Source organism: Gilliamella sp. wkB72 (assembly GCF_001693745.1).
Lineage (GTDB): Bacteria > Pseudomonadota > Gammaproteobacteria > Enterobacterales > Orbaceae > Gilliamella > Gilliamella apicola_E.
The window spans coordinates 129,766-143,290 of sequence record NZ_LZEI01000009.1; the positions used below are offsets into that span (position 1 = coordinate 129,766).

Consider the following 13,525-nt stretch of genomic DNA (forward strand, 5'->3'; position numbering starts at 1 on the left):
AATCTTTTAATTCGATACTAAAAATAGTAACTCAACATTAACGCGGAAGGATACACTGTAAATCATAATTTGTCATTATATATCTCCTTTACAAACACTTGTTATACTATTTTCTAGGTATTATTTTTAAATTGCGATACAATATAACCCTTAATTATTATTGAGGCTGGCTGTGGTTTTTATCTGCTAAATGAACTATTATTTGTCGGATAAAATTAAAATATATATTTTGTAGACGCCTAAGTTTGCTTCTAATACTCAAATATATTTAAACAAGATTAATTCTAGGAAGAGTTTTTATTATGTTCAAAAAAGTTCGCGGCTTGTTTTCAAATGATTTATCGATTGATTTAGGTACAGCCAACACGCTTATTTATGTTAAAGGGCAAGGCATTGTGCTTAACGAACCTTCAGTTGTTGCCATTCGTCAAGATCGCTCAGGAACACCTAAAAGTGTTGCTGCCGTTGGCCATGCTGCGAAACAGATGCTAGGGCGAACACCTGGTAATATTGCAGCTATCAGACCAATGAAAGACGGTGTGATTGCAGACTTTTCCGTCACTGAAAAAATGTTACAGTATTTTATTCGACAAGTTCACAGCCATAGCTTCTTAAGACCAAGTCCTCGTGTATTGGTATGTGTGCCAGTTGGCGCAACACAAGTGGAACGTCGTGCTATTCGTGAATCAGCATTAGGTGCTGGTGCTCGTGAAGTTTATTTAATTGAAGAACCAATGGCTGCGGCAATTGGTGCTGATTTACCAGTTTCTGCACCAACTGGCTCAATGGTTGTTGATATCGGTGGCGGTACAACAGAAGTGGCTGTTATTTCATTAAATGGCGTAGTTTATTCCGCTTCTGCACGCATTGGTGGAGACCGTTTTGATGAAGCAATAATCAATTATGTTCGTCGCAATTATGGTGCATTAATTGGTGAAGCGACCGCAGAAAAAATTAAACACTTCATTGGAAGTGCTTATCCAGGTGATGAAGTCCTTGAAATCGAAGTACGTGGTCGTAACTTAGCTGAAGGTGTGCCACGTAGTTTTACACTAAATTCGAATGAAATCTTAGAAGCATTACAAGAGCCATTAAGTGGTATTGTTAGTGCTGTTAAAGTTGCTCTAGAACAATGTCCTCCAGAACTAGCTTCTGATATTTCAGAACATGGTATGGTATTGACTGGTGGTGGTGCATTATTACGTAATATTGATAAATTATTATCTGCTGAAACAGGGATTCACGTTGTTGTAGCTGAAGACCCACTTACTTGCGTAGCTCGTGGTGGTGGTAAAGCTCTTGATATGGTAGATATGCATGGTGGTGATCTCTTCAGTGAAGAGTAATAATATTACTAGCAAGTAACGAATATTTCATTTTTTCCGCCGACATTGTCGGCGGAGTCATATCTTAAAATAGTTAAATTCTAGATATATAACAGGTAAATACTGGACAATGAAATTACTTTTTTCTAAACGTTCGCCTCTGAGTGTTCAATTATTTATATCACTGGCACTCGCTTTGACGTTAATAGTGTTAGATATCAATTATCGTCCTTTTAAAGAGGTTCGTTATTATTTAGATACCTTAATTTCGCCACTTTATCATGTTTCAAATGCACCAAAATCATCATTTGATTCGCTGTATGAAATGTCGAAAACACAAGAGACACTAATTAAAGAAAATGCAGAACTGCAAGAAACCTTAATGCAACAAAAAAGTAATCTATTATTGCTTGAACATTTAAAGCATGAAAATGACCGCCTAAGAGGGCTATTAGGTTCACCTTTAAGACATGATGAACATAAAATGGCTGCTCAAGTATTATTAGCTGATACTGATCCTTACGTTTATCAGGTGGTAATTAATAAAGGTAAAAATGACGGTGTATATATAGGTCAGCCGGTAGTAGATGAAAAAGGTATCGTTGGACAAATTTATCAAACCGCTCAATCAACAAGCCGAGCGATCTTAGTTTGTGATTATCAACATGCAATTCCAGTACAAGTATTAAGAAATGATATTTCAATGGTAGCTGTTGGTAATGGATGCAGTAACGATTTAACGCTTGATTTTTTACCTAACAATGTTGATGTCAAAGTTGGTGATGTTTTAGTCACTTCTGGACTTGATGGTCGCTTCCCAGAAGGGTACCCAGTGGCTGTGGTTAGTTCAGTAAAGCTTGATATAAGTGATTCCACCCCCATTATTTCTGCTACGCCAACCGCAGATTTAAAACGTTTACGTTATCTACTGTTATTGTGGGGCGATCAAGGAGTAAAACATGAGGGGTAATAATCGAATTAGTATACTGGTTATTTGGTTAACGTTGCTAATTGGCTTATGTGTACAAATCATACCGTGGTCACCTGAATATAATATGTTTAAGCCTCATTTATTAATGTTAATTATGGCCTATTGGTTAATAGCATTACCGCACCGAATTGGTATGAGCATAGCATTTTTATTAGGTATCATTTTAGATCTATTCTCAGGATCGCTTTTAGGTATTCACGCATTTATTTTTTCATGCGTGGCTTATTTGTTAATGTTTAAATTCCAGTTAATCCGTAATTTAGCTTTATGGCAACAATCAATTATTATTTTTGCCGTTTCGCTTTGTTATAATATATTAGTATTTCTGTTTCAAGTCAGTATTTATCATACCATAACGATTTCACCTTTAATTTTAGTATCTAGTTTTGTTGATGGGGTATTATGGATAGTGATTTATCTATTCTTACGACTAATAAGACGGAACTTTGCTATTAATTAATAAGGGATCATTATGTCTGTCGAATTATTAATGAACGTAACGCCATCAGAAACTCGGGTGGCATATATTGAAGATGGGATATTACAAGAAATCCACGTAGATCGTGAATCACGTCGAGGTATTGTAGGAAATATCTATAAAGGCAAAATCATTCGTATTTTACCGGGTATGCAAGCTGCGTTTGTTGATATCGGTCTTGAAAAAGCTGCTTTTTTGCACGCCTCGGATATCATGCCGCATACCGAATGTGTATCGGACAGTGAACAAGAACAGTTTCAAGTTAAAGATATTTCTGAATTGGTACGTCAAGGCCAAGATTTAATGGTACAAGTTGTTAAAGATCCATTGGGGACTAAAGGTGCCAGACTTACTACAGATATAACTTTACCTTCGCGTTATTTAGTTTTAATGCCTGGTCCTAACTCTGCTCATGTAGCGACATCGCAACGAATTGAATCGGAAGAAGAGCGTGAAAGGCTTAAAAAAATTGTTGAACAATATGTTACCGATGAAAGTGGTTTTATTGTTAGAACTGCTGCCGAAGGAGCAAATGCTCACGAACTTGAACAAGATGCCAATTTTTTAAAACGTTTATGGGCAAAAATTCAAGAACGAATGGCGCGTCCAATCAGCAAATATTTAGTCTATGGTGAGCTTGCTTTATCTCAACGAGTATTACGGGATTTTGTTGGCGACCCAATTGAACGAATTTTGGTTGACTCTAAACTTACTTATGATTTGTTGGTTGAGTTTACACAGGAATTTATGCCAGAAGTTACCAACAAATTAACCCATTATCGCGGTAATATCCCAATTTTCGATCTGTATGATATTGAAAACGAAATTCAACGAGCGTTAGACCGTAAAGTCAAATTAAAATCGGGTGGTTATTTAATTATTGATCAAACCGAAGCTATGACGACCATTGATATTAATACTGGTGCATTTGTAGGTCATCGTAATTTAGAAGAAACTATTTTCAACACCAATATCGAAGCAACCATTGCGATTGCGCGTCAATTACGATTACGCAATTTAGGCGGTATTATCATTATCGATTTTATTGATATGCAAGAAGATATTCACCGTGAACGAGTGTTACTATCTTTACAAGACTTTTTAGCCAAAGACCGAGCACGAACATCCGTGAACACTTTTTCTGGTTTGGGGTTAGTTGAAATGACACGTAAGCGGACTCGAGAAAGTATTGGTCATATACTTTGTGAAGAGTGTCCTGCATGTAAAGGTCGAGGGATTGTTAAATCAGTAGAAACGGTTTGTAATGAAATACTCCGTGAAATTGTTCGTATATACAAAGCTCACCGCTCTGAATACTTTTTGGTTTATGCCTCAGCTGCAGTGGCTAATGCATTAACGACGGATGAATCACATGCGCTAGCAGAAGTTGAAGTGTTTGTTGGCAAACGTGTTGAAGTAAAAGTTGAACCACTTTATATTCAAGAACAATATGATGTAGTACTTATGTAATAATAAATTTTACAGTTTTTATATTGATAATCATTAGATTAAGGAATTTATGAACGTAGCCCAAGTGAGTGAACGGTTACTCAATCCAAATAACTTAAATCAGCAAGATATAGTAAATTTGCTTGATATGCTTAGTTCAAGGCAAATTGATTTTGGTGATTTATATTTTTTATCTGGTTATTACGAAAGTTGGTCTCTTGAAGATAGCATTATTAAAAATGCCTCTTTTCATCGCGATCAAGGTGTTGGTGTTAGAGCGATTATTGGTGAAAAAACAGGATTTGCTTATACTGATCAGCTTTCTTTAGCTCGATTAGAGCAAAGTGTATTAGCCGCAAACTCTATTACTAAAAATCAAACACCCATTATGGTTACTCCATTTAAAACGGCTAACAATATCATCAAGTATCCATCACTTAATCCGATAAATAGCTTTTCGCAAGAGCAAAAAATTGCCTTATTACACCAAGTTGATAAGTTAGCACGTTCAATTGATCCAAGAGTCATTGAAGTTTCAGCAAGCTTAATTGGTAGTTATGAAGACATTTTAATCGCAGGCACTGATGGTACCTTATGTGCAGATGTTAGGCCTTTAGTTCGCTTATCAGTATCCGTTCTTGTCGAACAAGATGGTAAACGTGAACGAGGGAGTAGTGGCGGTGGTGGTCGATTTAGTTATGACTATTTTTTAACGACTAATGCGAAAACAGGTGAAAGTTATGTAGATAGTTATACCCGAGAAGCTGTGCGTCAAGCTTTAGTTTTGCTCTCAGCCAAACCGGCTCCAGCAGGCACCATGCCAGTTGTTTTAGGTGCAGGTTGGCCAGGTGTGTTACTTCACGAAGCAGTAGGACACGGGCTAGAGGGAGACTTTAACCGTAAAAATAGTTCTGTGTTTTCAGGAAAAATTGGCGAACAAGTTACCTCAGAGCTTTGTACTATCGTTGATGATGGAACCATTGAAAATCGTCGAGGTTCACTCTCTATTGATGATGAAGGTACGCCAAGTCAAAAAACGGTATTAATCGAAAACGGTGTTTTAAAAGGCTACATGTTTGATAAGCTTAACGCAAAATTAATGAATTGCCATTCGACTGGCAATGGTCGCCGTGAAGGGTATGCCTGTTTACCTATGCCTAGAATGACCAATACCTACATGCTAGCGGGAACATCGAGTTTTGATGAAATCATCCAAAGTGTAGATTATGGACTATATGCACCTAATTTTGCAGGTGGGCAAGTCGATATAACTTCAGGAAAATTTGTCTTCTCAACTTCAGAAGCCTATTTAATTGAAAAAGGTAAAATTACTACGGCGGTCACAGGTGCAACGCTTATTGGATCAGGTATTGAAACGATGCAACAAATTTCAATGGTAGGCAATGATCTCGAACTTGATCCAGGTGTTGGTGTTTGTGGTAAAGCAGGGCAAAGCGTTCCTGTTGGAGTTGGTCAACCGACTTTAAAAGTGAATAATTTAACCGTAGGTGGTACTATTAACCACTAATAATAATACATTAATGAGAAAATAAGCTAAATGGATACAATCATTACACTATACCAAGCATTTGTTCATATGGATATAAAAACACTCTCAAACCCAGATGTGTTATGGATATTATATGGAATGCTATTTGTCATCATTCTATTAGAAAATGGTGTGTTACCCGCAGCTTTTTTACCGGGTGATAGTTTACTGTTTCTAACTGGCGTATTGATAAGTCTTGATGTTTTTCATTTTGGTCTTATAAACTTAATTCTAATTGCTGGTGCTGCCTTCGGCACATGGCTCGGTTATGCACAAGGCCGGTGGTTGGGTAATACCAAAACTGTACAGAATTGGATGGCACATTTGCCAGAAAAATATCACCATAAATCAGAGGTACTATTCCACAAATATGGCTTACAAGCACTATTTATTGGACGATTTATTGCATTTGTTCGCACATTATTACCAATGATGGCGGGGTTATCAGGTTTGCATAGCCGTAAATTTCACATCTACAATTGGGTAAGTGCAACATTATGGATATTTTTGATTGTTACATTAGGCTATTTATTTGGTTTATCACCAATTTTTAAAACATACGAAAAACAGATTATGTCTTTATTAATGTTAATACCAGTATTTTTATTGGTATTAGGATTAGTATTTTCGATTTGGTTAGCAGTAAAGCGTTGGTTAAGTAATAAAAAACAAGCAAAGCAAAACCGTAAAGAATAAAAAGGTGAAATTAACCGATAAGCCGGGTTCTGTCGTGGACAATCATTCCTCTAGGCTAATACTCACGCATTAGCTCAAGCAGTCTACCCGGATTCAACGCGGGCCGCGCCAATGAATCCCTATTTGACCTTGCTCCGAGTGGAGTTTACCGTGCCACAACTGTTACCAGTTGCGCGGTGCGCTCTTACCGCACCCTTTCACCCTTACCTGATCTTATTGCTAAGCCATCGGCGGTATACTTTCTGTTGCACTAGTCGTGAATGTTCGCTCTCGCCAACACTCCCCAGGCGTTACCTGGCACTCTGCCCTATGGAGCCCGGACTTTCCTCCCCTCTGTTTGTCTCCCTTTTGCAAGGGACTACAACAAAGCAGCGATTGTCTGGTTAATTTCGCAAACGAGTATAACGTAATAAAGACTTTTGTCCAGAGCGGAATAAAGTATATGAATGGAATCTAAACAAAATATGAAATGAAAATATGAGAATAAGGGGATTTAACGGTAAGAACAATCATTAAGCAAATAGATAAAAAAGCACATCTAATTGATGTGCTTAATAATCAAATGATAATTACCACTTCTTCTGTTTATTGTTTTGCGAATAGTTAAACCAAGTTACAACACCTTGGTTTACCACTACTTCTAACGTACCTTCAAGAATGTCGTATTGAGTTTCCCCAAAAATTGCATTTTTGGTTGAACTTTTTTTAAGATATGTATAAGTCCATTTTGATTCGTTAGCATTAATACTAACCTTACTTGCTGGTTGACCAAAAATATGCAGCAGTTGTGCCTCAGTGGTTGAGCCTTCAACAATTTTATCCACTTTCTCATGACTTAGTGGGGTACCTTGTTCTAAATAATTTTTTTGTGAACATGCGGATAATGCTAATACTGAAAATAAAAGAACCAAAATTTTACTAAGATTTTTCATAATAATTGCCTATTAAACTATGATTTATATCAAAAGATGGCTAATCATAGCATAGGATTAATATTGATGAAAATAATCAAGTTAGTTTAAATAAGGAAAATAGATGAATTGAATTGATAAAAGAATAAAGCAAAAACGAACACATGAAAACAAGTGTTTCTATATGTTTCCATATGTTTGTAAAAAAGTGTTAATTAGATTGTTGTCAGTTAATGATTTGAAGATGTATTATCTGAACTTTTTCTCAAAACTCGCTTAATTGGCTGTCTTGTCATTGAATTTATATAACGGCTTGGCCAAATTTGCGAGGGTTTTAAATTGAGTGCTTTAGCGATAATTGACTCTCCTTTTGTCCAAGGTCTAACAAGCGCATTGCTAAGTGTTGAGGAACTTAGTCCGGATTGACGAGATAGTTCAGCGAGAGTTGTCCCTTTCTTTTTTAATGCGGCAATAATGTCTGCTTTATGCCAATCATTAGATTTAATCTCCATTTTTTTCTTCCTTCTTAGTTTATAACCTTAAATATCTATGTTATGCTTTCTAGTTATCAAAACCAGTAAGTTTATAATTTAACTTTAAATAACAATGGTAAGTAGTTTCTTAATATTGTATCAAAGTTTCTTTAATTTCTATAACTTTTTCTTGTTTCTTAAAATAGGATTATTAGAATGAAAGAGTGGTTCTCACCAAAAGAACTATTAAGTATTGCAGGGATGCCATCAACAACACAAGGTATAAATCGTAAAGCAAGATCTGAAAACTGGACTTCTCGTAAACGTTCAGGCGTTCGTGGTAAAGCTATTGAATATCACATTAGCAGCTTGTCAATAGATGTTAAAAAAGCTTTGTATCTAGAGGAAGAGAGTGCAACTTACGTTGTTTCGCCAATTAATCCATTACAACTGTGGATGACAGCATTTGAACAATTATCTACAGAAGAACAAACGATTGTCAGTTCATGGATAATGCGAAATGGTATCAAAGATTTTATTTCTTTTATTAACAAACACAAAAAAGATAATTAGTGTTATTGTACAAGCTGAGATATACTTTATCGTCAGAAAATTATTAGTAGCAATGGAATAATCAATGGAAAATCAGTTTCAATTAACAAATACTAAAGAGATTATTAATTATTTAAACCAGCAGTTTCCTAATTGTTTTACTATTGAAGGGGAAGCAAAGCCTTTAAAAATTGGCATCTTTCAAGATATTATTTCTCGCCTAGAAAATAGTGAATTATTGAGCAAAACCAAACTTCGCATTGCACTTAGAGCCTACACCATGGGTTGGCGCTATCTATATTGCATAAAGGAAGGTGCAAATCGCGTTGACTTAGATGGTAACCCAACTGAAGTTATTACCAAAGAACAAATGGAACATGCTCAGCAACAATTAAAAGAAAGCAAGGAGCAAGCTAAGGAAAGGGCAAAACAAAAACGTAAAGCAGCCCCTAAACCTTCTCGAAAACCTAGAGCTTTGAAAATTGGTGATTTTGTTCGAGTCAATGTTGGTCAAAAACCAGTCAAAGGACAGATCATCACTATTGAAAAAGAGCACATCAAAGTCAAAGTAGGAACAGGAATGGAACTAACAGTCAAACCTGAGCATATTATTAATCGATAGAGAATTTATATGAATAAGTTACTGAAAGGTTTTGTTAAATTCGGTCTCATTTTATGTATTATTAGTACAACGGCTCAGGCCAAAGCTCCTGCAACGGAACAAATTCCAGTTCTAAAACAAGATGAAGTACATCAAGTTGTCGCCAAACGAGTAACTAATTTCTTTACTCAATCACATTATCGTGATTTTTCCTTAGATGGTGCATTTTCAGCTAAAATTTTCGATCGCTATTTCAAATTATTAGATGGTAATAAAACTATCTTTCTTCAAGATGATGTAAACAAATTCCGTATTTACCAAGAACAATTAGGTCAAGAATTAAGAGATGGCGATCTAAAAACAGCTTATGATATCTACAACCTTTTTTTGCAAAAACGCTACAACCGATATCAATATGCGCTTGAAGTATTGCAACGTCCAATGGACTTTAGCGCTAAAGACGAAATTAATTTTAAGCGTGAAGACCTAGCATGGGCAACTAATGAAAAAGAACTTGATGACTATTGGGAAAAACGCGTTAAATATGACGAGCTAAATTTAGCATTAACGGGTAAAAACGAGACTCAGATTCGTGAAGTATTAACTAAACGATATAAACGCGTATTAAAAACTATTGAACAATCTAATAATGAAGATTGTTTCCAAGTCTTTATGAATGCGTTTGCTCGCGAAATTGACCCTCATACTAGCTATTTAGCGCCGCGTAAAAAACGGGATTTTGATTCTGAAATGAGTTTATCTTTTGAAGGAATCGGTGCCACACTTAGTCAACAAGATGATTATACTGTAATCATGTCATTTGTAACTGGCGGCCCAGCCGAAAAAAGTAAATTATTAACAGTTGGCGATAAAATTATCGGGGTTGGGCAAAGCAATTCTCCTATAGAAGATGTAATCGGTTGGCGTTTAGAGGATATTGTTGACAAAATACGCGGTCCTAAAAACACCATAGTAAAATTAGAAATTTTACCAGCGGGCAATAACAGCAAACCTAAAATCATTGAACTTAAACGTGACAAAATTCATTTTGAAGATCGAGAAGCAAAATTAAAAGTTATCAATAATAGCCGAGGCAAAGTCGGTATTATTGAAATACCAAGCTTCTATATTGGGTTAAGCAAAAAGGTTCAATCATTATTAATGGAAGCTAACAGCGAAAAATTACAAGGCCTAGTTATTGATTTGCGCAATAATGGTGGTGGTTCCTTAGCTGAAGTTATTGAGTTAACAGGTTTATTTATTGACAATGGTCCAGTCGTACAAGTGCGTGATAACCTTCAAAAAATCACGACTTATGATGACAAAAATAAAGGTATTGACTACAGCGGTCCAATTGTTGTGATGATTAACCGTTATAGTGCTTCAGCATCAGAAATTTTCTCAGCAGCAATGCAAGATTATGGTCGGGCAGTAATTGTTGGTGAAACCACCTATGGCAAGGGAACAGTCCAAACTTCACGAGGTATTTCATACCCAGTTGATGCTCGTTTACACCCAAGCTGGCCTGAACTTGGTGGTGCTCAATATACTGTCCAAAAATTCTATCGTATTAATGGTGGCAGTACCCAATTAAAGGGTGTTGATCCTGATATTGAAATGACCAAAAGCCAATATGTTGATGAAACTGGTGAACGATTCTTAGATAATGCTATGCCATGGGATAAAATTCCTTCTGCAGACTATTTAACTGTAGCAAACATCAAACCACTATTAGCAAACTTAAAATCGCAACATGAAGCTCGAATTGCTAAAAACCCAGAATTCAACTATATCGAAGAAGACATTAAAGAATTTAATAGCAAAAAAAATGACAATCTCACTGTCTCATTAAATAAAAATGAACGTGAAACAGAGCAAAAAACTAAAGAAGAGCGAGACCTTAAGCGTATGAATGAACGTTTAAACCGTGCAGGTCTAGCACCTATTAAAAATTTAAAGGAACTACCTAAAGATTATAAACAGCCAGATCCATTCTTAGATGAATCGGTAGAGATCTTGTTTGACTTAATACCTAATTACCCAAGTATTGAAGAAAGTAAAAACTTAGGTGGATTTTTATCTTTAGATACACCAATTGAATAGTGTTAAAACAAAAGTAAGGAGAAAAGACTATGTGTACTGACTTAAAATATGCTTTAGTTGCAACCGTATTAATTTTATCCATTATTGCAGCTTTTGGCGTTGTTGTTTGCATGAATTAAGACTTGATTAATTTGGTCCAGATAATTATAGTATGCACCCTGCTTTTTTAAAGCGGGTGCTAAATTAAGGTGAGGTGTCCGAGTGGTTGAAGGAGCACGCCTGGAAAGTGTGTATACGGCAACGTATCAAGGGTTCGAATCCCTTCCTCACCGCCATTAAAATTTATTTAGTCATTGCAGCAAAGAACCCAGAGGTTCTATCTCATTACTGGTGACATATTCGCACAAGGTTAATGACCTGACGAGTAACCTCATCTTCTCCTTGATCTTCCGGAGTTAATATGGAAAATTTACGCACCGTTCAGGATTATATACGCTGGACCACGTCACAACTTAGTCAATCAGATATCTTTCTAGGGCATGGAACAGATAATCCTATAGATGAAGCTAAACAACTTATCTTAGCAACGTTAGGCTTATCATTATTTATTCCCCCTGAGTTTTATGCATCAAATCTAACTAGCGATGAAAAACAACAATTAAATGCGATCATTAATAAGCGAATTACTGATCGCTTACCAACACCTTACTTAACCAATCAAGCATGGTTTTGTGGTCACTGCTTTTATGTTGATGAAAGAGTATTAATACCTCGCTCTCCGATAGGCGAATTGATTAACAATCAATTTAAAGACTTAATTATTAGTCAACCAAAGAAAATCTTAGATCTTTGTACCGGTAGTGGCTGTATTGGGATTGCCTGTGCTTATGCCTTCCCTGAGGCGCAAGTTGATATTACCGATATCTCACTTGAAGCTCTTGATGTTGCTCAAACCAATATTGAAATGCACGATATGCAATATCAAGTCACCCCAATTCTATCTGATCTGTTTAATGGATTACCTGATAACAAATATGACTTAATTGTCACTAATCCGCCTTATGTCGATGATGAAGACATGAATGATCTTCCAGATGAATTTTTATATGAACCAAAATTGGCGCTTGAAGCTGGGCTTGATGGGTTAGATTTAGTGAAAAGAATTTTACATGATGCAAGTAACTATTTAACACCAGAAGGCTTATTAATTTGCGAAGTCGGCAACAGCTGGGTATCTTTACAAGAACAGTATCCAGACGTACCATTTAACTGGATAACTTTTGAACATGGTGGACTAGGTGTATTTTCACTGACCTATAATGACCTTAAAGCTTATCAACATTATTTTAAATAAATTAAATATAAAAAATAAAATCGGAATAGAGAACTATGGCAGGAAATTCAATTGGTAAATTATTTAAAGTCACTACCTTTGGTGAATCACATGGCATTGCATTAGGATGCATTGTCGATGGTGTACCACCAGGACTGAGTTTAAACGAATCCGATATGCAACATGACCTTGATCGTCGTCGCCCAGGATCATCTCGCTACACAACTCAGCGTCGCGAAGCGGATCAAGTAAAAATTCTTTCAGGTGTATTTGAAGGGGTAACTACAGGAACCAGCATTGGATTACTTATTGAAAATACTGACCAACGTTCGCAAGATTATAGCAAAATAAAAGATATCTTCAGACCTAGTCATGCTGACTACACCTACCAAAAAAAATACGGAATTCGTGATTATCGTGGTGGCGGTCGATCATCAGCTCGTGAAACCGCCATGCGAGTTGCTGCAGGTGCTATTGCTAAAAAATATTTACATGAAAAACTGGGTATCACTATTCGCGGCTATTTAGCTCAAATGGGTGATATCGAGTGCCAACTAAAAGATTGGCAACAAGTAGACCAAAATCCTTTCTTTTGCCCTGATCAAAGCAAATTGGAAGCTCTTGATGAATTACTAAGAAAACTAAAAAAAGAGGGTGATTCTATCGGTGCTAAAGTTTGTATAGTGGCTGAGCATGTGCCAGTAGGGTTAGGAGAACCAGTCTTTGACAAACTCGACGCCGATCTTGCCCATGCCCTAATGAGCATCAATGCCGTCAAAGGGGTAGAAATAGGTGACGGATTTGCTACTGTCAACAAACGCGGAAGTGAAAATCGTGATGAAATTACCCCTGAAGGTTTTTTATCTAATCACGCTGGCGGTATTTTGGGTGGAATTAGCTCCGGGCAAACCATTTTGGCAAGTATTGCTTTAAAACCTACGCCAAGTATTGAAATTGCCGGGCAGTCGATTAATGTTTATGGTGATAGCGTTGAAGTATCGACGCATGGTCGACATGATCCTTGTGTGGGGATCCGAGCAGTACCAATTGCTGAAGCAATGGTTGCAATTGTTTTAATGGATCATTATCTTCGACACCTTGCACAATGTGGTGATGTAAAATAA

Annotated in this window: 14 protein-coding genes, 1 tRNA gene and 1 other RNA gene; 13 read left to right on the forward strand and 3 right to left on the reverse strand. The window is 36.5% G+C overall.

Translation table 11 applies throughout. From position 1 onward, the window contains the following. The first annotated feature begins 302 nt into the window (after positions 1–302). The 6 genes from A9G07_RS05055 to A9G07_RS05080 all read left to right on the forward strand — a co-directional run bounded on the left by A9G07_RS05055 (position 303) and on the right by A9G07_RS05080 (position 6,488). Positions 303–1,346, forward strand: a complete 1,044-nt coding sequence (locus tag A9G07_RS05055) for a rod shape-determining protein (RefSeq protein WP_065562215.1) — start codon at positions 303–305, stop codon at positions 1,344–1,346. 109 nt (positions 1,347–1,455) lie between these two features. Further along, positions 1,456–2,295, forward strand: coding sequence for a rod shape-determining protein MreC (gene mreC, locus A9G07_RS05060; protein WP_065562214.1), 840 nt, complete (start codon positions 1,456–1,458; stop codon positions 2,293–2,295). Continuing rightward, positions 2,285–2,776 carry a rod shape-determining protein MreD gene (mreD, locus tag A9G07_RS05065; RefSeq protein ID WP_065734286.1) on the forward strand — a complete coding sequence of 164 codons (492 nt, stop codon included), beginning with the start codon at positions 2,285–2,287 and terminating at the stop codon, positions 2,774–2,776. The genes mreC and mreD overlap by 11 nt, the downstream gene beginning before the upstream one ends. A gap of 12 nt (positions 2,777–2,788) precedes the next feature. Further along, positions 2,789–4,264, forward strand: coding sequence for a ribonuclease G (rng, locus tag A9G07_RS05070; RefSeq protein ID WP_065562212.1), 1,476 nt, complete (start codon positions 2,789–2,791; stop codon positions 4,262–4,264). Between the two features lie 49 nt (positions 4,265–4,313). Next, a complete protein-coding gene (gene tldD / locus A9G07_RS05075) occupies positions 4,314–5,771 on the forward strand; it encodes a metalloprotease TldD (RefSeq protein ID WP_065734287.1) in 1,458 nt (485 codons plus the stop codon). A gap of 30 nt (positions 5,772–5,801) precedes the next feature. Continuing rightward, a complete protein-coding gene (locus A9G07_RS05080) occupies positions 5,802–6,488 on the forward strand; it encodes a DedA family protein (RefSeq protein ID WP_065562210.1) in 687 nt (228 codons plus the stop codon). A 2-nt stretch (positions 6,489–6,490) separates the two neighbouring features. Here the strand turns inward: A9G07_RS05080 and rnpB are convergent. The 3 genes from rnpB to A9G07_RS05095 form a co-directional block, all read right to left on the reverse strand. Beyond that, positions 6,491–6,879, reverse strand: an RNA gene (gene rnpB / locus A9G07_RS05085) — RNase P RNA component class A. Positions 6,880–7,057: 178 nt separating this feature from the next. Beyond that, positions 7,058–7,420 (reverse strand): outer membrane protein assembly factor BamE domain-containing protein, encoded by a 363-nt coding sequence (gene bamE / locus A9G07_RS05090; protein WP_065562209.1) that lies wholly within the window; start codon positions 7,418–7,420, stop codon positions 7,058–7,060. 209 nt (positions 7,421–7,629) lie between these two features. Further along, positions 7,630–7,911, reverse strand: coding sequence for a helix-turn-helix domain-containing protein (locus A9G07_RS05095; protein ID WP_065562208.1), 282 nt, complete (start codon positions 7,909–7,911; stop codon positions 7,630–7,632). A gap of 177 nt (positions 7,912–8,088) precedes the next feature. Here A9G07_RS05095 and A9G07_RS05100 point away from each other — a divergent pair, with 177 nt between their 5' ends. From A9G07_RS05100 to aroC, 7 genes are all read left to right on the forward strand, one after another. After that, entirely contained in the window at positions 8,089–8,445 is a 357-nt protein-coding gene (locus A9G07_RS05100; RefSeq protein ID WP_065734288.1) for a DNA-binding protein, read from the forward strand. A 64-nt stretch (positions 8,446–8,509) separates the two neighbouring features. Next, positions 8,510–9,046 (forward strand): RNA chaperone ProQ, encoded by a 537-nt coding sequence (proQ, locus tag A9G07_RS05105; RefSeq protein ID WP_065562206.1) that lies wholly within the window; start codon positions 8,510–8,512, stop codon positions 9,044–9,046. 9 nt (positions 9,047–9,055) lie between these two features. After that, positions 9,056–11,128 (forward strand): carboxy terminal-processing peptidase, encoded by a 2,073-nt coding sequence (gene prc / locus A9G07_RS05110; protein ID WP_065734289.1) that lies wholly within the window; start codon positions 9,056–9,058, stop codon positions 11,126–11,128. A gap of 29 nt (positions 11,129–11,157) precedes the next feature. Then, complete coding sequence (cydH, locus tag A9G07_RS11945; protein ID WP_141673908.1) at positions 11,158–11,247, forward strand: cytochrome bd-I oxidase subunit CydH; 90 nt, start codon at positions 11,158–11,160, stop codon at positions 11,245–11,247. Positions 11,248–11,315: 68 nt separating this feature from the next. Beyond that, positions 11,316–11,403: transfer RNA gene (locus A9G07_RS05115), tRNA-Ser, on the forward strand. A 125-nt stretch (positions 11,404–11,528) separates the two neighbouring features. Continuing rightward, positions 11,529–12,422 (forward strand): 50S ribosomal protein L3 N(5)-glutamine methyltransferase, encoded by an 894-nt coding sequence (gene prmB, locus A9G07_RS05120; RefSeq protein ID WP_065734290.1) that lies wholly within the window; start codon positions 11,529–11,531, stop codon positions 12,420–12,422. 35 nt (positions 12,423–12,457) lie between these two features. Then, positions 12,458–13,525 (forward strand): chorismate synthase, encoded by a 1,068-nt coding sequence (gene aroC, locus A9G07_RS05125; protein WP_065734291.1) that lies wholly within the window; start codon positions 12,458–12,460, stop codon positions 13,523–13,525.